17 protein-coding genes are annotated in these 20,116 nt (G+C 57.1%); 7 read left to right on the top strand and 10 right to left on the bottom strand.

All coding sequences use genetic code 11. From position 1 onward, the window contains the following. The first annotated feature begins 429 nt into the window (after positions 1-429). The 3 genes from H8B02_RS13510 (at position 430) to H8B02_RS13500 (ending at position 4,565) form a co-directional block, all read left to right on the top strand. Positions 430-681 carry a helix-turn-helix domain-containing protein gene (locus H8B02_RS13510; RefSeq protein WP_229166693.1) on the top strand — a complete coding sequence of 84 codons (252 nt, stop codon included), beginning with the start codon at positions 430-432 and terminating at the stop codon, positions 679-681. Then, positions 681-1,922, top strand: a complete 1,242-nt coding sequence (locus H8B02_RS13505; RefSeq protein WP_229166692.1) for a type II toxin-antitoxin system HipA family toxin — start codon at positions 681-683, stop codon at positions 1,920-1,922. Before H8B02_RS13510 ends, H8B02_RS13505 begins: the two co-directional genes overlap by 1 nt. Positions 1,923-2,105: 183 nt before the next feature. After that, a complete protein-coding gene (locus H8B02_RS13500; protein ID WP_229166691.1) occupies positions 2,106-4,565 on the top strand; it encodes a DEAD/DEAH box helicase in 2,460 nt (819 codons plus the stop codon). Between the two features lie 182 nt (positions 4,566-4,747). Here H8B02_RS13500 and H8B02_RS13495 read toward each other — a convergent pair whose 3' ends face one another. The 5 genes from H8B02_RS13495 to H8B02_RS13475 form a co-directional block, all read right to left on the bottom strand. Beyond that, entirely contained in the window at positions 4,748-6,133 is a 1,386-nt protein-coding gene (locus H8B02_RS13495) for a site-specific integrase (protein ID WP_229166690.1), read from the bottom strand. A 707-nt stretch (positions 6,134-6,840) separates the two neighbouring features. Beyond that, on the bottom strand, positions 6,841-7,092 hold the full coding sequence (locus H8B02_RS13490; RefSeq protein ID WP_229166689.1) for a hypothetical protein: 252 nt from the start codon (positions 7,090-7,092) through the stop codon (positions 6,841-6,843). An 81-nt stretch (positions 7,093-7,173) separates the two neighbouring features. After that, positions 7,174-7,944, bottom strand: a complete 771-nt coding sequence (gene tnpC / locus H8B02_RS13485; protein WP_312000876.1) for an IS66 family transposase — start codon at positions 7,942-7,944, stop codon at positions 7,174-7,176. An 812-nt stretch (positions 7,945-8,756) separates the two neighbouring features. Continuing rightward, complete coding sequence (locus tag H8B02_RS13480) at positions 8,757-8,951, bottom strand: hypothetical protein (protein ID WP_229166687.1); 195 nt, start codon at positions 8,949-8,951, stop codon at positions 8,757-8,759. A gap of 66 nt (positions 8,952-9,017) precedes the next feature. Continuing rightward, a complete protein-coding gene (locus tag H8B02_RS13475; protein ID WP_229166686.1) occupies positions 9,018-9,185 on the bottom strand; it encodes a hypothetical protein in 168 nt (55 codons plus the stop codon). Positions 9,186-9,455: 270 nt separating this feature from the next. Here H8B02_RS13475 and H8B02_RS13470 point away from each other — a divergent pair, with 270 nt between their 5' ends. Further along, positions 9,456-10,700 (top strand): hypothetical protein, encoded by a 1,245-nt coding sequence (locus tag H8B02_RS13470; protein WP_229166685.1) that lies wholly within the window; start codon positions 9,456-9,458, stop codon positions 10,698-10,700. 99 nt (positions 10,701-10,799) lie between these two features. Here the strand turns inward: H8B02_RS13470 and H8B02_RS13465 are convergent, their stop codons facing one another. The 3 genes from H8B02_RS13465 to H8B02_RS13455 form a co-directional block, all read right to left on the bottom strand. Beyond that, positions 10,800-11,390 (bottom strand): DUF4145 domain-containing protein, encoded by a 591-nt coding sequence (locus H8B02_RS13465; RefSeq protein ID WP_229166684.1) that lies wholly within the window; start codon positions 11,388-11,390, stop codon positions 10,800-10,802. 143 nt (positions 11,391-11,533) lie between these two features. Further along, on the bottom strand, positions 11,534-12,403 hold the full coding sequence (locus H8B02_RS13460) for a hypothetical protein (RefSeq protein ID WP_229166683.1): 870 nt from the start codon (positions 12,401-12,403) through the stop codon (positions 11,534-11,536). A gap of 982 nt (positions 12,404-13,385) precedes the next feature. Then, positions 13,386-14,246, bottom strand: coding sequence for a DUF4238 domain-containing protein (locus H8B02_RS13455; RefSeq protein ID WP_229166682.1), 861 nt, complete (start codon positions 14,244-14,246; stop codon positions 13,386-13,388). 9 nt (positions 14,247-14,255) lie between these two features. On the opposite strand from H8B02_RS13455, the gene H8B02_RS13450 reads away from it, so the two are divergent. Then, positions 14,256-14,780 carry a hypothetical protein gene (locus tag H8B02_RS13450; RefSeq protein ID WP_229166681.1) on the top strand — a complete coding sequence of 175 codons (525 nt, stop codon included), beginning with the start codon at positions 14,256-14,258 and terminating at the stop codon, positions 14,778-14,780. Positions 14,781-15,009: 229 nt separating this feature from the next. On the opposite strand, the gene H8B02_RS13445 is transcribed toward H8B02_RS13450, so the two are convergent. Next, a complete protein-coding gene (locus tag H8B02_RS13445) occupies positions 15,010-15,636 on the bottom strand; it encodes a BRCT domain-containing protein (RefSeq protein ID WP_229166680.1) in 627 nt (208 codons plus the stop codon). 719 nt (positions 15,637-16,355) lie between these two features. On the opposite strand from H8B02_RS13445, the gene H8B02_RS13440 reads away from it, so the two are divergent. Then, complete coding sequence (locus H8B02_RS13440) at positions 16,356-18,134, top strand: lysozyme inhibitor LprI family protein (protein ID WP_229166679.1); 1,779 nt, start codon at positions 16,356-16,358, stop codon at positions 18,132-18,134. Between the two features lie 3 nt (positions 18,135-18,137). Beyond that, positions 18,138-19,001: a hypothetical protein gene (locus tag H8B02_RS13435; protein ID WP_229166678.1), complete on the top strand. Its 864-nt coding sequence runs from the start codon at positions 18,138-18,140 to the stop codon at positions 18,999-19,001. A 231-nt stretch (positions 19,002-19,232) separates the two neighbouring features. Here the strand turns inward: H8B02_RS13435 and H8B02_RS13430 are convergent, their stop codons facing one another. After that, positions 19,233-19,955: a molybdate ABC transporter substrate-binding protein gene (locus tag H8B02_RS13430; RefSeq protein WP_229166677.1), complete on the bottom strand. Its 723-nt coding sequence runs from the start codon at positions 19,953-19,955 to the stop codon at positions 19,233-19,235. Between the last annotated feature and the right edge of the window lie 161 nt (positions 19,956-20,116).

The following is a 20,116-nucleotide window of genomic DNA, read 5'->3' as shown; positions in this document are numbered from 1 at the left end:
TATCTCGGCCCTCGGAATACACCCGGTTTACAGAACCCCAGATAGCCATTGGTCGTCCTTCGTCGGTGTCGCTCGCTGATCTCTTCGCGCACGAGCGGCGAGGGTGAAATCCTTCGTCGGCATCGCGCCGGTCGCCATGCGGCGCCGCTCGTCGGACGACAACGGTCGCCGCTGTGAGAGCAGCACGGAATTTCGAAAGCGTCCGTCGCGGGCGACATCGGTTGGTAGGCATTGAAAATGTTCCTTATTTGTTCTATTTAGTCAATGTCTTCCGCGACCAATATCTTCCCAACCCCAGGGTTTGCCTACTTAAAGAGGCGTTTGAGCCAATCTTTGATAAACGAACTTCCATATGAGGCATGCGCCCGGCCAAACCGACAATTATAATAGGCAAATTTGGTCACGAATTGACTATTATAGGCTGCAAGCATGGACCTTATCGAACTGGGCGAACGTGTTAAGGCGGCCCGTAAATCCAAGGGATGGTCGCAGACCAAGCTGGCACAAGCTGCGGGTATCAGCCGCGCACGCCTGGAGGCGCTTGAGAATGTGCGCCTTGCGGAAATGGGCATCAAACATCTGCTTCGTATCTTGAATGCGTTAGATCTCGACCTGAGGTTGACGCAGCTTAATCGCGGTCGCCCGACACTCGAGGATCTGGTAGCGGAGGAGGCTCGCTAATGCTCCGCGTCTGGACAGATCAGCAGTCCGCTGGACATTTGGACCGCCATGGACCGCGAGGGACAGCTTTCGTCTACGAGCCGAAAGTGGCAGCCGAACGTGCAGTCTCGATCACGATGCCAGTGCGGACGGCATCTTGGAATACGCAACATGGTCTTGCGCCGGTATTCGATATGAATCTCCCGGAGGGGGCGCTCCGGGCGTACCTTGTCCGAAGATTTGCCAAGGCGACCGGAACGTTTGATGATTTCGATTTGCTGGCGGTTGTTGGACGAACCCAGATTGGGCGTATCCGCTACTCTGATCTTGATGTCGAGCTAAATGAGGACGTTCCATTCCAATCGATCGACGAGATCCTCAGCGCAAAGCGCGGTGGCGAGTTGTTCGCTTATCTTCTTGAGAAGTTCGCGGTCCATTCAGGGCTTTCGGGAATCCAGCCGAAGGTGATGATCCGCGCTGTCGACGACGCGGGAAAAGGTACGGGTGATTGCCAATCCCAGAGCTTCCGCAGCGCTACGCACATCGTAAAGTTCTGGGACCCGAACGAATATCCCGAACTGGCTGCCAACGAACATTTCTGCCTGTCGGCCGCAAAGGCCGTGGGATTGACCGTTCCGGATTTCCAGCTTTCGGACAACGGTACCGCCATCGTTGTGAAGCGCTTCGATCTGCGGCTCGATGGCACTTATCTGGGCTACGAGGACTTTTGCGTCCTCAACGGTGTACCCACTACCGAGAAATACAACGGTGGCTACGAAACACGCTTATTCAAGCGTGCCCGCGATTTCATTGATCCGGCCGAACAGCGCAAAGCGCTAGAGGATCTGTTCAAGCTGTTCGTCCTCAATTGCGCGCTTCGCAATGGTGACGCACATCTGAAGAACTTCGGCGTCATCTATGAAGATGTCACTGGCCCCGCACGTCTTGCGCCGATTTATGATCTCGTCAGCACGGTGCCCTATTTGCCGAAGGACGGCATGGCGCTTACGTTGAATGGTTCGACCAAATGGCCAGACCGCAAAGCGTTGGTTCGTCTTGGCCAAACTCGATGTGATCTTTCCGTGCAGATGATCAACAAGATCATAGAGCAAGTCGCCGATGTTCTGGCGAAGCTGGCGCCGGAGGTAACGAAGTATTTCAATGAGAATTCGGTTCATCGTGAGATCGGAGGAAGACTTCTCGCGGCCTGGCAGTCGGGCATTCGAGAGAGTCTTGGCTTTCCGAGAGCGGCGCTCGTGTAGCAAGCCCAAGTTTGGCTTCTGGGGACGAGTTCAATCCGCGGTGGATTGTGGTCTCGCTGGGGGTGTGTCGCGATTGGCCAGGAGCTAGGATCGGCGGTCAAAATCGTCTCGCGAGACGACCCTGTTGAACCGTGAACCGAAGGTGCGTCGATGAGATCGATGTACCGTAGTTGCGAGCCCGCCGTGAAACCGAACAAAGAAGTCAAGCTTGCGCGCACCCACGCGCCCGTTGATCTATCACCGGCCGATTGGCAGCGCGGTTTACGCCGCCAGTTTGGCCGCGAGCAATCCTTTGTGCTGGAAAATCTCGGCAGCGAGCCGTTCTTCTCCGAGTTCCGGGTCACCAATCCCGATTCGAAATCGAGTTACCGCGTGGCGGTACGTGGCCTGGGGCCGGGAGGCAATTTCTGCTCTTGCCCCGACTACGCAACGAATGAGTTGGGGACCTGCAAGCACCTGGAGTTCACCCTCGCCCAATTAGAGAAAAAGCGAGGCGCAAAAGCAGCGTTCGCACGCGGCTACCAGCCGGCCTTCTCCGAGCTCTATTTGCGCAATGCAGGCCCGCGCCGCGTGCACTTCCGTCCCGGGACGGATTGTCCGCCAGCGGTGAGGCTGGCTGCCGATCGCTTGTTCGATATGAAGCGTGATGGAATCCTCGCAGACGATCGACTGGGCGAGCTCAAGCGCTTCATGACCTCGGTGTCGGAGAGTGGTCACGAGTTTCGCGCCTATGACGATACCCTCGATTTCGTTGCTGGAAGGCAGGACGCCGATCATCGAGCTTCCAAGCTCGAGCGATTGTTCCCGCGCGGTGCCGCCGACCCCAAGCTGCGAGGACTCCTGAAGGTGGCGCTTTATCCCTATCAGGCCGAGGGCGCGCTGTTCGCGGTGAGGGCTGGTCGGGCGTTGATCGGCGACGATATGGGATTGGGCAAGACGATACAGGCAATCGCCGCGACAGAAATACTGGCCCGCCACTTCGGCGTATCGAGAGTCCTGGTGATTTGCCCGACATCCCTCAAATACCAATGGCAGAGCGAGATAGCTCGTTTTTCCGGGCGGCGAGGCAAGCGCGCGGCGCGCGTCATAAGTGGCGGGCGAACCCGACGGCAGAACGACTATGGGCTCGACGACTTCTGCAAGATTACGAACTATGAGAAGCTGCAGGGCGATCTAGACCTGATCGCCGCCTGGGCGCCTGAACTGGTCATCGTCGACGAAGCTCAGCGTGTAAAAAATTGGAACACAATTGCAGCGAGAGCCTTGAAACGCATCGACAGTCCGTATGCGATCGTTTTGACTGGAACGCCCCTGGAGAACAAGCTGGAAGAATTGATCTCGATCGTGCAATTCGTCGATCAGCACCGGCTGGGTCCCACCTGGAAGCTCTTGCACGAACATCAGGTCAAGGACGAGGCCGGCCGCGTCACTGGCTATACGGGGCTGAAGAAGATTGGCCAAACCCTGGCGCCTATCATGATCCGCCGGCGAAAGCCGGAGGTGCTCCAGCAGTTGCCCAGTCGGACGGACCAGAACGTGCTGGTTCCAATGACCGAACCGCAAAAGCTTTTTCATCAGGAAAATGCGGACATCGTGGCCCGGATTGTCCAACGCTGGCGCAAGACCAGGTTTCTCTCGGACAAGGATCAACGGCGCCTGACCTGCGCCCTTCAGAACATGCGCATGTCCTGCAACAGCACCTATCTGCTCGATCAGCAGACTGACCACGGCGTCAAGGCCGATGAACTGGCCGCGCTGTTCGAGCAGTTGTTTGCGACGCCGGAGACCAAAGCCGTGGTGTTCTCGCAATGGACGCGGACCCATGACATCGTTATCCGCCGCCTGGAGGCGCGTGGGATCGGCTATGTGAGCTTCCATGGTGGCGTGCCGTCGGACAAGCGGCCGGAACTCATTCAGCGCTTTCGCGACGATCCCGCCTGTCGCGTGTTCCTGTCGACCGATGCCGGCAGCACGGGTCTCAATTTGCAGCACGCTTCGACACTGGTGAACATGGACCTGCCATGGAATCCGGCAGTGCTCGAACAACGCATCGCACGCGTCCATCGGCTCGGCCAGGCGCGGCCGGTTCAGGTCATCAATTTCGTTGCGAAAGGCTCGATCGAAGAGGGCATGCTTTCGGTGTTGGCATTCAAGCGTTCGTTGTCGGAAGGAATTCTCGACGGTGGCAGCGGCGAGATTTCGCTGGGCGGGTCGCGGCTCAACCGCTTCCTGAAGGACGTGGAAGGTGTCACGGGAACCATGGGTGCGGGCGAAGCCATCCCCCCTGCCGAGGAGGCAGGAGCGGTCGACGGCGCCGCCAGCGGACAATCAGTCGGCGCCGTCGATGCAGATCCAGTTGTCGGTGCTGACGATGTGGCGGTCGCGCTGGCCGGCGAAGCCGAACAGCGGTTGGGCGACGCATCTTCCGATCCATGGCAATTGCTGCTGCAGATCGGTGCACAGTTCATTGGCACCATTGCGGCCGCGAACGACTCCGGCTCTGTCGCACGTTCATGGGTCGAGCGCGATCCGCACACCGGCGCGCAAACTCTCAAGGTTCCGCTGCCGCCACCGGAGATGGCGAGGCAACTGGCCAATGTGCTCTCGGCAGTAGCCGAGAGTTTGCGTGGACGGCAGCCCTGACCCCCTCATGGAGGGCTGCCTTTATATTTGGAAACGGCTGCCAACCTATTGAGATTGTTGAAGCGTGTTTTGACCGTTTCTTCCAAAGGCGCCTTGAAATCATTGCATAATCGAGCGGATTTTGATTCCGCCATTCGGAGGTTCGATCCCTCCCGCCCCAGCCATTCTATCGCATTGATTTATCAGGCGATTTTAATGGTGTTCGATCCGGCGTTCTGAACGTCGTCCCCCGTCGCATTCTGAACACCTGTTGCCGCTTGGTTCGCCAGCATGTGCGCGTGCCGCTTCCGGGTCGCCGACAGCATCCGGGCCTCGGTTCGCTTGGCATACCCGGCATAGCTTTCCCGGGTACGATGCGCCGAAAGGGCGCGACCTTGTCCTTCGGTCAGTTCCGCCTCCTCGAGCTCGGTCATGCCACCGTGGCGGCAGGCATCCAAGGTGAACTCCTTGGGCAGTCCAATCTCCTTGCGCATGCGCTGGACGATCTTCTGCATACCGGAAAACGAGTAGGGCTTGGAGGCGGTCTTTTGGTCCTCGCCCGAGCCGCGGTACTTGGGGACAATCTCTCGCAGGATCATCGGGACCCCGCGGCGGGTCAGCTTGGCCAACACGCCTTCGGCCTCCTCGTAGAATTTGACGATCTCGCCGGAGGGCAGTCGCTCCTCCAAGGGATGGTCGATCACAGCACCGGTCTTATGGTGCTCGATCCGGATCGTCGGCTTCGGCCCGGTGCGGTAGCCCGTCCATTTGATGTGGCCGGCAATCACATTCTCCGGGCGCTGCAGCCACTCGAAGCAGATCACGGCCGCAGCGCCGCACTCCGGCTCGCCGCGCTCCACGCAGCCGTGCGCGAATTTGTAGGCCTGCTCTCGTGTGACCGCGTGCTTCACCAGCTTGACCCTGGTGACCATCGTGACGCCTAGCCAAGGGTTCGGGATGTCTGATGGAAACTCGGCGGGGTGGATCCGATGGACGACGCGCCAAGCCTTGCGGCAGAGCACCACCAGCTTTTCGGCAGTCCGCAGCCGGTCGCCTTTGCCGCCCTTAACGAATGTATCGTAGAGCTTGTCCGCGCCAAGCGGCGTCACGGACTTGATAGGCCTGACTCCGATACGATCGCCACGCTTGGTCAGCGTATCGCAGATCTCGCGCATATTCCATTCGTAGTTCCGCCGCGATCGCGGCTTGACCTTCTCGAGGTAGGCGCGGCTCTGCCGGTATTCCTGGAAGAGCCAATCGATCGTGCCAATCCGAGGCACGGCCTCATTCGATATCGGGAGGCCCCTGCGCGCGTCCATCCATTCGTCGAACAAACCATTCAGGGTGGCCGCCCGGCCGCCCGTTCCGCATGCTTCGGCATAGTCGGTGCCTAACGGCGCGTTCGGCACCGGGCAACCCATCTTTCGATAGCGCGTAGGGACGTTGTAGTAGAAGGCCGTCTTTCCTGATGCCAGTTTCTTTGGGATGACGTGCCGAGGTAGCTCCACGGCTACAAATCCGCGGCGATATCGGTTGCCCGGATCATTTCCCGCGGCAAGATTGCCGCGTCCAGATCGTCCCTGAGCCATAGCCGGCGCCGTCCTTCTGCTACCCGGGGCAGAGGATAATCTTTTCCCACGCGCTTTAGGAAGGCCTCAGCGGTTGGTTCACCGCAATACCCAGCAGCGAGCGCAGCTGACATGCGACGCGGCCAAGATCCAGAGGGAATTACGGCAAAACGTGGCATGATCCGTCGAAACTTGAGCTGCCGAAAGGGCGTCAGAGTTTGGTGCCGATGCATATTGCAGATCGCAGCCAGCGCTCGAAACCGCGACGGCAGCGAGATCGCGCAAGAAGACAGTAAATCGTACTAAAGGGATGGGATTGCCGCGCCGGACCGCGATCGTCCTCCGCTTGGTGGCTTGCTATCGTGTCGGCAGGCGCATGACGGTGTCGATGTAGCCGTCCGGCGTTGCCGGATGCAGTGAGATGGGGGTAGGGCGTTCCTCAAGAGCGGCCAGTTCCGCCTCAACGCGCAATAGAATCTTGTTCTGCCCGCGACCCCGTCAAGAACATGCTCCGCCAGCAGATGCACGAGCCTGCAACCAGACCGTGATGAGCGGCGGGATAGCGACTAGCTTCGTTGAATAGTACGCATCCGGCGAAGGCCCCGCGCAAACCGTTTTTTGGCGGAAGGCTGATCGCGCTTAAGCGGCCTGGCGGGGACACCAAACTCCGCAGCCTGAAGGTGTCGCCATTGTCGGATCGCGTCGTCGGGGCTTTGGCCCTCTCGTGCTCATCGCGGTTTACTACTTCGGTTCGGAATTAACGGACCCGTCTCCCGGATCTGGCGAGCCACGCGCTCCAACAGATCCGGGAGCGCAAGGGTCGTATCCATATCGGCCTGACACGAGAAACCGTTGCCGTGCTCGCCGCCCATCACGATCAGCAGCACGCCGCCGCTTTGCGGGATTTCCCCGCCACCGAGGCCGACCTTCTCGCGGATCTCGCGGCATAGCTCGTCATATTTGCCCGGTCCCAACGCCATCGCTCATCCTTTCGTCGCTCGCGGCTGGGAGTGTGCATCGCGGGCTGTCCAAAAGCCAGTCTGTAGGAGACCGTATTGCTCTTAAGCGGCCTGAGCAGCGCTTTGTGGCTGCCACTTCCAAGGCAGCAGTTCGTCAATGCGCTTGGCAGGGTGATCCGGTAGGCGCTCCAGCACGTCGGCAAGCCAAGCCTGCGGGTCGATGTCATTGAGCTTGGCAGCGGCGATGAGGGTGTAGATCGCAGCCGCACGCCGGCCGCCCTCATCGGAGCCGGCGAAGGTCCAATTTCTTCTGCCCACGGCGACCGCCCGTAGCTCACGCTCAGCGGCATTGTTCGACATGCAGAGCCGTCCGTCATCAAGGAAGCGGCTAAATGCATCCCAGCGGCTGAGGCAGTAATTGATCGCTTTGGTCGTGTCGTTGTTCCTGGAGAGCTTGGCGCGCTGCTCGCGCAACCAGGCCTCCAGCTCGACGATCAGGGGGCGGCTACGCTCCTGGCGCACACGCAAACGCTCCTGCGCATTAAGACCGTTGATCTCGCGCTCGATGGCGAACAGAACATCGACGCGCTTGACCGCCTCGGCCGCGATCGGCGCCTTGCTGAGCCGCGCGAGATCGAAGAACTTGCGCCTGCCGTGCGCCCAGCCCGCGGCCTCGATGATCGGGCCGCCCTTGCGATGGGCCTCGTAGAGCCTGCCAAAGCCGGCGCAGGCATCAGCCTGTTGAATATGCTGACTTTTTGTTTGAATCTGATCGAGTTCGTTGCACCGCGGCCGGGTCGTTTCTGGTGCGAAACTGGTGCAGTGACGCCTGCTCATGCAGACGAGCCGGGCTGACCTCCGCACGGTCTCCATCGCAGGACCTCAAGCGGATCGACTTTACCCTCTCAAGGCTGAAACAGGGGTTCGATTCCCCTAGGGAGCGCCATCCGTCAAGCTAAATTCAGCGGTTGCAGAGGGTTAGCTACGAAGCTTGGCTAACCAATACCGCGCGTTAGCCATCATTTGTTCAGTCTATGTACCTGCGCTGGCGGGGGCGGTTGACCGGCTCCCTGCGCTCACAAAATCGCTATGGGAATGCTCGACGCGATAGAGGCCGTGCAATGCATACGGTGCCTGTGCATCGACTACGCCATGTAGGTGAATGAAGAAGACTCTATCCTTCGATGGCATCAGTGGCTCGAGAAGGCGCGGGAGCTTAGGGCTAGCCTCTCGCGATCCCGTACAACGCGAGCCTTTTTTTACCTCCGTCAGAGATGAGGGCGTCGCGTCGATCAGGCATGCGCACCCCCACGTGCTACCGGCTTTCAGCCTCTTCGGCTCAGTCCTTGAGCCACATAAGGGATGATGCGTATTCACCTGGTGGTGTCGACGCGTTCGTGTAAGTGTGTCATCGCTGCGAATCTTCCTGCTAAGTTCGACAAGCTTGCCTTGCTGCAGGTCCTCGAGAAATTTGGAATCAAGTTTACGGCTCATTTCGCTAATCTTCATGTCTTCGGTGGTTGGAGATCCGTTCTTATACCGCTGATCGACCAAGGGCCGGCAGCTTGCAGCAACTCACCTTCGAAATTCGTCGCGCAGCTGAGTACAGTCAGCGATCCGCTCGCGCTCTCATGGTGCTTTCCAATGCTGGTCTATAATCCGTCGACGGGTCTTGGCCTCCGAAGTCAGTTGCGCAAGGAAGCCTGCACAGACGCCGCATCTTTGTCGCCTAGCGTCTTTGCATACTCGGCCGGCTTGGGCTCCAGCGCTGCGATATACACCTTGCGCAGGTACTCCATTTTCTCATCTATCTCCTCCGAGTCGATTTTATGCGCCAGCTTGTTACGCAGTTGTCCGATTGCCCAGAAGACAGCCCACATATCATCTTTGCCGCGCCGGCGGCCAACGAAATGGCGATATTGCCCTTTGTAGAGAAGTTTGTGCGTTCAAGCTTGAGCTGTTCTGAATTGAATAGGGCGGCTTCCAGGAAGCCGTTGAGCGCTTCCTCCATAAGCAGTTGGCCTTCGAGCACCGCTAGCCTCAGATCGACAATCTTCTTTCTGCGCTTGCGCCGCCGCAATGCTCTCTTTTATTTCATTCTCGTTGAGCTTCATCGTCCCTACTCCTTCGGTAAAAACTGCCGCCGGCATCTACCATATATAGGAGCCGCATGTGCGGCATCGCTCGAACGAGGAATAGCGCCCAATTTTCAGCAGCGGGATAGGTTTGGTACTGGCCCAAGCTAGACTCCTGTGCGAACCATTCGGTCCCGACCGGGCATACGGATTGATGTTGATGGCGCTCCTTTCGTTTCTGGCAGGGCCGGTGCTTCTCTTCGCGATTGCCCCTGTCAAGCTGCTCATGTCCGCAGGTTAGGATACGAAATGAAGATCTTTTGGGCATGGCAGTCTGACCATCCGCGCAAAATCTCCCGTGATGTTATCCGGACCGCGCTCGAAGAAGCTGTTGAGCATCTGAAGCAGCAGAACGGTCTCGTCGAGGCGCCTGAAGAATCCCGTGGTGAGCTTCACCTTGACCACGACACCAAAGGACTCACGGGCTCGCCAGATGTAGCGCGATCCATCTTGGAAAAGATTAAGGCCAGTAAGGTGTTCGTCGGTGACATCACCCCAGTTGGAACGACCCAAGTGGGTCGTGCCCTCATCAATTCTAACGTCGCTATTGAGTACGGCTTCGCCCTTCGGAAGCTGACCGACAGTGCAGTCATCGGTGTACTAAATGAGGCCTACGGCAGCCCGGATGATTTGCCCTTTGACATCATCCATAAGCGCTGGCCCGTGCGGTACCGCCTGGCAGACGGGGCGAGCAAAGCGGAGATTGATGCTGCGCGGAAGCACCTCAAGGACCAGTTCGTCACCGCACTGAAGGGCTTCATCGATCAACCCGAGTCGGAAGAGGTGAGCGCCGCTCCTGAAGTCCCACAGGGGCTTGGTGTACCGTTTTATTTCCAGAACGCGGAGAAGCTAGGGCACTGCAACAGACTGGAAGGCGAAGTGGAGATGCCGTTCCGGGACGTGCTCTACATGCGCCTCATCCCCACGATAGAGCCTAAGCGTCCTGTGCCCGAAGCGTTGATGCTAAAGCACGCGCACCGGTTCGGAGCCATGGGAAGTCCGGGCCCGAACATTCCCATCACCAACCAGTACGGTGCGATGTGCTTTGCTCCGGCTGGCGACACCAGAAATGTCGATGCGCTGACGCAGTACTTTCACAGTGGCGAGGTGTGGTCAATCAACGCCGACCTCATGCGGCAAGGCATCAATGGGCAATCTCGCGTTTATCTCGTTCAGCCGGTGGAGGATGCTTTCATTGCAACGCTGGAAAATGGCCTGGAGTACATGAGAGAGTTCGCCGGGATTCAGCTCCCAATTAAAGTCGTTGCCGGAGTCGCGGGGATGAAGGGTAGAACGCTTGGCGTCTCCGGCGCGGTCATCGGTGCTTACGGCAAGATGACTAAAGACCACGTCGAGCATACGATGATCCTCAAGGATGATTCACATGACGCTCAAGACATCTATCTGCTGCAGCTGTTCAATAAGATCTTCGATCAGTCGGGATATGCGCGGCCTCATAATTTGAACCCGTTCCTGGACAAATCCCGGAGGTGAAGATGATCGCAAAGCTTAGGGAGACGATGCCGAAGAAGAGCTGTCCCATTCTCGCGCCCAAGTTTCGGCGGAGCTTAGCCAATCGTTAGAGAGGAGCGCTCATTTCGTGCCCTCCGGCTCGACATCTTCCTTACCCTTTCCCGGAAACTGTACGGTCAGGCGCTGAACGAGTGACCTGAATCGCAAAGCATCTTCTTCCGTAAACGTGTCGGACGAGCTGCCGTGTGCAGCGCGGTTTCCAACTGCTCTCAGATCATCAAGAATGCCGGCTGTCTTCTCGTCAATATAGTTGTGTTTTCGAAGAGTGCGGATCATCACTTGTAGGCTTGCGTTTCTATAAGCACTCTTAGGGTCAGCCATTCTATAGGGAATCTGTAGAGCCTCCTCTAAGTCGCTCCGCATCTCCAAAATTGCAGCGCGCGGCGAAATCCGTGCGAGTTGCTCGAACCGTGAACTCTCCTCAGGCGTGGGCTGAACTGTAGGTTCGGGAGGCGCTGGTAATTGTTTCGCGTCCCTTTCCGCCTGATCGAGACGGAATGAAACATCTAGATCTTTGTATTTGAAGCGCAGAAGAGGCATGAGCTCGATAAGCTTCTCGCGGAATAGCCAGACCGCGCCGACAAAGGCGGCGGGCCAAGCCAATGAGACAATGGATTTTATTACGTCAGCGGTGAATTGAAGTTTGTCCATCATTTACTCGCAGACAAGCTCAAGCTGGTTACGGGGCATGTGCGGCGCCGAGGAAGGAGGCCACGAATCTCTGCAAGCCAGATCGAAGAGCACTATTTCCCTCCCACCACACAATCCTAGACCCCTTGAACGCGATGACACAGCTACCCGGGCGAAGCCTTGTCTGGTTTACTGTCCCAAACGGGAGGTGAGTAGCCATTCTTGAGCGCCATAAAGACCAGTTCGTCGAAGGCTGCTTCGACGTAGGGAAAAAGACTAATCATATTCAGGCATCCTGTTCCCAACGCAGCGCTCGCGTGGTCTAGAGCGAAGCCCGCTGTAACCTTGCTGGCGTTGCTATCGGGTTCGTATACACGGTTCGCCTCTGTTCGTATGAATGACATGGCGGTCGAGTGAGCGTGAGATGAAAGATACTTGTAGATTCCCGCAGTCCGTTCGTTGCCCCAGCCAAACACCAGCATCGTATTATGCCTGCCATGTAGGAACGTGTTGCTGCCATTCAGTATCTTCCCGCGCTGATCGCGGGTCAAAGCGCTGAAGGCTGGGTTAGCCTCTAGCTCGGCGCGCATTTCGGGAAGGCGATCATCCTTCGTGTCTTCGGGCAATTGACCTATCTGTTTAAGGAATATGGCTCGATTAACTCGGTCGTTGAGCCGCATGATCAACCGACGAGCGTTCCACACGTCTTCACTAGCCTTCTGGTCACCCAAATAAATGCAGGTAGCTACATTCTCTATGAGCGCACGGGCGAGCGCGGCGATAGATGCGTGGTCAATGTAGACCGCCTTTCCTTCCAAATGGGGTTCAAAGAGCCGCGTCATGCTGGATGCGGTAATACACGCTCGTAGCCAAAGCCAAGTGGCGTAACCTTGACGAGGATTCGCGATTTGTCGGCCAATGCGATTGCTAATGAACTTGGCCTGCTCAGTTATCCAAGCGAATTGGGTTTTCTTCTCCTCAAACCACTTGTTTTCTTCCTCCCTGAGGGAGCGCCGCCTTTTAGCTCTACGCATGATTCTCAACCGTCAAACCGTCGAGTTATACTGCAGGTTGAACGAGTTCGCTCATCAAGTCGAGGTTTCATTCAAAACCGATCGAGTCACAGACCTTTGCAACAGCCTCATGGTGCCCCAACGGGATAAAGACGGCGATGCTCGCCGCAAGTTCATGTCTGGTGCGATAGTTCTTCTGATTTTTTTGATCAACAGGCCTTACGAGGTAGCAAAAAAGCGATTGGCTCCCGGGGAGTGGAAGACGTCGTTGTAACCGCGGGCTTCACTCAGGGCGGGGCGTTCAAATTTGCGACTGGCTTTTAGTTTGCGCTGTTTTGCCAACACACCCGCCCAGCACATTTCGAGCTGCTTGATTAAATCATTCGTGATTGGTGTCATCGGCGCGCTGGGCCACTCATCGAAAAGGCCGTAGAATTACGGGTCTCATCTTAAGAATGAATGCAGGTAAGAAAAACTTCCTCCGTTGTCGGGCGTATAGAAATCGCGGAGGACGGGATGAAACCTACATTGGAAGAATTGCAGGCTCTCAGATTGCTGAGGGCCTTTTCGAATATTCACGAGCCAGATAATCGGAAGACAGTCGTCGAGTTTGTTGAGGCAATTGCGAAGGCTGAGCGGCTCAAGCTATTCACCGCTGGCGTCGGGCAATCATCGGTCTAGTCGGCGGATCGAAGCTAACGTGACGAGCAATGGCATTGGCGAGGTTGCGTGCCTGTGCGCGAATGGTCAAGCGCGAGAATGGTTTGGTCGTGTGGTAGGAGGGCCCTGAAGCTCGCCACGCGGAAGTCCATCGCCTTGGCGAGCCGCGCATCGGCGTCTGCATCGAACCGCTTTCCGCTCGATTCTCAAGCGTCAAAGCTCCCTTATCGAGTTGCAAGCTTGAGGGTCAACGACACTGGCAAACGCAGTGTTGAAAAGATGAAGGCAGCCTCGAAGCGAGGCGCGTGCTTCTTGAGCCGGCGCGCATGGGTTTGATCTCGATCTATTCGAGGCTAGCGTAGAAGTTTAAGTCGTCTGCGGCCTCGGCACCCAAATGTCGCTGCATAAAGTCAAGCGGCTTTGTGCTCGTGCTCCAAGCGAACTTGATGGCGCGGCGAACGATGCGATTGTTGACTGTTCCGACCAAGTCTGCCGCCGAACGACTTTTGATCTCTTGCTCGATGTCGATATCAGCGAAGGCTAAGAAAAGCTTCTTGGGGCTGATGGGGATGACAAGATGGCCACCTTTCCGGCCTATCCCGCGGGTCATCACGACTGGACGGTCGGACGTGAAGAACTCCAACGCAGACGAGCGGAGATTGTAGATGCTCCACTTCATCTTGCTGATCTCGTCCTCGACGCCTGTACCGCGTATCATTTCCACGAGTACACGCAGTGTAACGCGTTTCATTTCGATCGGCGTAAGATCCTCAAGGGCAGGCTCTGCGCCCAGAATCTCGCGGATCTCTCCCTTCTCGCGTTCAGTAGGGTTCATCATCTTTTCGTAGGCGTTTGTGATGTTCTCCGGCGTTCGGAGCAGCAAACCGACGAGAAAGCGTGACCAGGCATCCCGGATAGGTCCGGGGATGCTCTTGAGGTCGTCGCGCAGTATGTATTGATGGGCTATCGCCGCGTTGTGGTCTACAGGTCCCATAACGAGCGTTTCGATAGTGTTTGCGGCCTCGTCGTCGTCAGAGCCTTGCAGCCAGTAGAGGCCACGATCATAACCTGTGTGAGTTGGTGGCTTTTGCGTCGCAACAACCTTGTCGTTGTGAAAGCGTTGAAAGGCGCTGACGCGGCCCTTCGAAAGCGCCCACTGCTTGAGATAAAAGACCGGTACATAGTGGTGCTTCGGTATTTTCATGGAGGCAACGTGTTCGATATTAAGAATTCCAAGGACTTTCTCGAGAAGCTGTACGAGGACTACGCTGATTATGAAAGCAATCGTAAATCAGCGCGTCTGGCGATAAACGCTGCGCTCACGTCTTACCATCTGGCAGAGTGGGTCTGGGGAGATTGGCTGAAGACTGACTACGCCACATGGAGAAAACTAGGTATTCGCGACGAGGATACCTTCAAGGCCTGGCTAGACAAGGAATGCTTCTACTTCCCGGTAATGCAGCGCATTGCCAATGGCTCGAAACATTTCGTCCGCTCGGAGCAGAAGAGTACGCTGAAGTCGGGCGGTTACGGTGAGGGCGGGTATGGCGCTGGAGGATACGGTGAAGCGTCGCTGCAGATTGAGGTGATAAACGCCGACGGAGATAGTGTTTGGCTAGATGCTCAGGGTCTCATCGAAGATGTGTTGATCTTCTGGAGAGAATTCTTCAAAGAGTATTCCCCATATAAGGATGACATGCCGAGACACGGTCATCTAATGTACGATTTCAAGGATTAGCCGACCGCTTCGTAACCTGATGGTACTGGCGGCGGTTAAACGAGATCGTCAAGATGATACTTGTCTTCTTTCGGCTTCGAGACGCCTCGCAGCGATCATGCCTTGCGATGCTTGGTTGGTCGGCGTCGTAATATTCCACAGCCTCAACGGCAACGCGAAGCAAGTCGAGAAAGCGTCTTGGACTTGGCCATCGTTTGGTCGGAAACGGCAGCCCGGAGATCACTAGAGGCTATCTGGGCAGATATTCCTTCCAATGTGCCTCAGAGACAATGCTGATTGGCGATCCGCTGTCGCGCCATTCGCAGGCCTTCATGATCTTGTTACCGAAGGACGAGTGCTTCCAAGAGTCGGTCGCATAGATGCCAATCACTAGAACGGTTGTTTTCTGTGTGAGGCTGCCGACTTCGGCACCCAAATTCTCGACCACGCGCTCGCACTCCTTGCGGCAGCCAAAGTTGAACGTGCCTGTGAAGCAGTACCGTTGACCTGCAAACGTCAGTGGTGGCTCTGGATCATTCAAGGGGAGGGACGTTGATTTGAGAATCTCGCCTAAGCCGCCAATGTCGCGATTTGAAAACTGATTCAGCGTGTCGAGCAGTTCGGCTTTCTCGTTGTCGTCGACGATCCCGTCGCTCAACATTTCCGTGACGCGCTTGTAGAGCACTCGCACCACCGGTTGGTCGCTTATGTGAAGATTGGCGGCAAGCCATTTCTGCAGGAATTCAACTTCCGCCTGATTGATTTGATTGTCTGCGACGAGGCCTCGTGCAATGCCGACTAATTCGTCGATCTGCCTAGAGCCAATTCTGTCACCACCCACGCGATTGTAGAATTCGTCGCCACTGCCTGCCGCCATTGGAAAACTCCTCAAGCGATCAGTAGCGCGGCGTCCGATGGCCAGCCGCGCCCGTGTACGGATTAGTGTTGCCGCTCGCGCTAAAATTGTCGCGCTGGGTGCCGTTCGGATTGGTCGCGACGTAGGGCTGCACGTAGGTGCCGTTGCTTCTGGTGTACCCGGATGAAGTGAGAGTGTTCGGATTTGTTCATTGCGCTTGCGCGGCCGTTCCGGCGAGCATCAAACCGACGACCAAACTAAACTTCCTCATTATTTTTCCCCCGGCAGCTTTAGTTGCTTAGACCACGGCACCGAAGTGGCATTCAACCACGGGTAAATACGGGGTTGTTCGTACTACCAAAGTTTAGGTGTGAGTAGCGGAGCGCTGTGCTTTGGTCGACGCCTTGCTAAACTGTTCAAACATTAGCACTCGAGCGCAAGAAGCCGGGGTACTCTTTTCCGCGAGCTACCGCCGCCGATGGTCTTAACAGTCCTGCAGTGTTTCCTGAGTCGACGGACAATGTCCGCCAGTCAACGGGACAAAATTTGGAAGAAAGCATAATCGGATGTTTTGCGCCGCAGCAACCAATCCAAAATTGCCATTGGCCGGTTGCCCGGCTTACACTCGGTAGGGTTGATAGGAGCAGGCTGGGTCTATGTTTCGCGGTAGGGGCGTCCGCTGGGCGCCGGTTGTTTTTTTTCTGATCGGGGGAAGCGCGGCAGCCCAAAACGCCAACGATATGGTCAATCTGTTCGGCGGCCTCATCCGGTCCGGCATAGTGTCGGCAACACTGTCTGCGTGGCAGAAGCTTCCAGCCGATGAAGTGGCCTGCGTTGATCAAAATCTGAGGCGGGAAGGCTTTTCCCTGAACTCCGCTATTCAGCAGGGCATCGGTCCAACAGATCCGCGGATGTTGGATGCTCGATCGGCATGCCGTGGCCGCGGACCGCAGCAAACGGTGAGGGCGGGTCCAAGTTTCGATTGCGCCAAGGCAAACTACGCCGATGAGTTTGCGATCTGTTCGAACCCCGAACTGTCGCAGCTGGATGGCCAGGTCGTTGCTGCCTATGACTACGTGCGTGGCCACGGTGGTGAACAAGCGGCACGTGCCACCCGCGACCGGTCTCTCCGCGCGCGTCGATCGTGCGGTCCCGATATTGGGTGCATCAAGCGAGTGCAGATCGAGGCCATAAAAGATTATCAGAGGCTAGGCGCGCCCAGTGATGCGGGACCGGCGATAGCCGCAGCCCATCCCGAATACGTCGTGGACGGGCTTGCCCTGGGTAACAAGGTCGTTTTCGGATCCGCGGCCTACCGGGAGTATCAATGCCGGCCAAGCGACCAGTTCGGCGGATTTTTCTTCTGTCAGAAGCAGCGCCAAATGCAGGAGGCGCGAGGCGCGTATACGTCTTCAAATACCATCCTGCACGCGGCGGACGGAACGGCGGTTTATGTCAATCGATCCCTCGAGCCCGCCTTTTTCGATGCCGATGAGGCCAAGAGCGACGTCGAAGCTCGTAGCAAGAGGTACGGTAACCCAGCGCATGTCATACCCATGCCCGCAACATCGGCCGTGCCGAATGGCATGATTGTGAGCTGGGGCGACGTCAGTCTTGAGCCAGTTGACGTGGCAACCACCAAGGCCCTTGCCGACGGAAGGGGTGTGCGGGTCGGATTCATGATCGACCACATCGGGAACCTGCGACGTTCCGCCAGCATGGGTCTGCCCATCTATCGGATGCGCGGCGGTGCCGGGTATGTTTGGGCCGCTAGTTGGAACGACAACGGTATTGGCACGCTCCAATTCCTCACTATCGATGCGTCTCGCTTCATGCAACCGGACTCGGCCGTTCCAGCAGACCCGAGCCTTGGGCCGCCGGCATCGGCGCCTGCTGCGTCGGCGAACGTCACACCCGGAGCGGTGTTGCCTCGCGATCCTTCATCAATTCCGCCAACGACCCCCACTGCTCCGTCTGCGGCGAAGGTGCCGATCACGCCAGAGCAGGCGCGTGTGCGCATCAAAGCCGGGCTCGATCGAATCACGAGCCAGCGAAATACCCTGCCCAACGAGGCCTTCAAGGTTAGGCTCGATATGATTGCGGCGAAATTGGCGACCGTTAACGACCAGATGGACGCCGATGCACTGAAAGGACTCTTGCGTGAATGCGATGCGGAGGACGCAATCTTCTCCGAAGCTGCCGAATTTCGTCGGACATCGGAGGTTGCCACGCGGGCAGTCGCGATCATCAAAACTCGGCTGGACACCATTAACTTTGACGCGCCGCTCGTCCACGATATCAAGGCCGCTTTGAGCTCCGTTAACAATGCGCTCGCGGAAGCCGACATCAAAACCCTCCAGCAGGCTTTGAGCGAGCTCAACAGCGTTTACGACGCAAACAAGCTGGATCGGCTTGTTGACGCAAAGGCGCATGGCTTTGACACGATCGAAAGTTACGACGACTTCAAGGAGCGCCAATCCAAGCTCGGCAAGTCGGGAATTCGTTTGAATGAGAAGTGAATCATGCTGACGCTGACCGAGTCCTTTTTTGTTCGCTTGCTAAGGGGGACTGTCGTCACCACCGCCTTTGTTTCGTTTCTGGCCGCGGTGCTGGCTGTCGTCTATGCGCTTTACGCCCAATTCGCACCCGAGCCCCAACCCAATATCCGGGGTTCGATCGTACGGTTACGCGATGCGGTCGATCCGGCGAAGTTGATCAAGGAAGTCTTCACGTCCGATTCGGCGATCGCCAAGGAGGCCGAGACGCCGGATCATATCGCATACCAGCTGAGCAAACCTTCACAAGCCGAGCTGTTTCAGCAATTCAACACGTTCCTGACTCGATCGCTAGGCGCCAGCTTTGAAAGTCAAAATCAGTTTTCGGACTGGCTTTACGGTAGCAACAGCATCAAGTTTAATTGGAGCGGAGACCTCGATCGCACGTCTGCGTCCGATGAAAGCAACATTAACGTCCTTTGGCTTTCTCTGTTTTACGACTTCGCCAAACGACTTGATTATCGAGCGCCCTCAATTGCTGCCGCCAACAAAGACAAAGCGAACACTGCTGGTATCGATAGGTTTACGGCATCAACGCCGCCATCACGCGCGCCGTACTTTCTTGTGTGGTTCTTCAATAAGCTTCAAAACGAACTTCAACAGGTCGGCCAAGAGTTGCAGGCCGAGAGAGTGCAGCGTGCAGCGTTGAGGCTGACGATCCCGATATCGCTCTATATCGCAGCCGGAGCCTTCTCTTATTTTATCTTCATCATGTTTCTATTCTTGCTAGTCTCGATCGAAGCTAGCGTGAGGCAACTCGCGACAAGCGGAATAGCCGTACCGGCCCCACCCGGTGCTCTCCCAAGCGGCGGGATTCAAGATAATACCTAGGCGGTTTGCAGCGTTAATAGTCCGTGCGGCTTGGCCCGACAGGATCACCGTGTCAGCTCGTTGGCCCGCAGCAGACATTGTCGCGCCACCAGTCTATTTCCGCTGCCCGAAGCCGACCTTTGCGCGCGGGCGCGACGTCCGCTGTCGGAAGCCTAGCCGACCAGCATTGAAAGGGCGCCATGGGCGGCTTGTGACCCAGAGCAGACGCACGCACTTCATCTAACGCAAACCTCAACCAGGACGCATGCCTTTGCCCTTGATCACCGCCTCGGCGTCCTGTGTCTTCAAAAAATCGAGAAGGGCCTTTGCCGCAGCGGCTTCCTTCGTTTCCGTGCCAAGTGCCGCTGTGAACGCGACGTCCTGCTGCACCTCGGTTGGGAACGGACCGACCACGTCTAGCCCCGGGGCCATCAAAACGTTCATCAAGAACAGGGCAAGCTCGGCTTCACCTGTGGCAACCACCGCGACAACTTGCGCTGGCGTCGGCTGCGGCTTCATCTTCGTCTTCATCGGTTCGGTGATGCCAAGTCGGTCGAACACCTTAGCGATTGAATAGCCAGTCGCGCTCTGCGGAATTGAGGCAACCGAGTTTGCCTTTAGCAGCGTCGCCTTCAGCGCATCGGGTGTCGAGATATCCGGCTTCGACCCGCCCGACCGAACTGCGACTCCGAGGCCGACGCGGGCGATGTCGATGGTCGGGCCACTCGCAAACCGCGCCCGTGCGGCGGCATCCTGCATCACCTCGACCGGTACGATTCCGACGTCGAATGATTTCCCCGACGTTGCTTCCTTGATTAGGTTTGGCGTCGTGCCGAAGAAGCTATCGAGCCTGTGGCCTGAAGCCTGTTCGAACTTCGGCTTGATCTCCATCCAAATCGCGTTCATCGCACCGCCCGCCAGCACTCTGATTTCGGCTGCGTGCGCGCTCGGCACCAAATGCTTGATAAACGCCAACGCGAGCAATGCAACGAGCGAATAAGACCACCTTGCCATGATGTGCCTCCCAAGCAACCTATGGAAGCTAGCCTGCAAGATGCTTCGTCGGAAGGCTATTCCGCGCCTATTTAACGTGCTGCCTGTCATCGGGCACCGTGAAGTCCGAAGTCGGCTTGTGG

Source organism: Bradyrhizobium altum, assembly GCF_020889705.1.
Classification (GTDB): Bacteria; Pseudomonadota; Alphaproteobacteria; order Rhizobiales; family Xanthobacteraceae; genus Bradyrhizobium; species Bradyrhizobium altum.
Note: the sequence above shows the minus strand (reverse complement) of the source record. Positions and strands in the feature narration are given on the sequence as shown.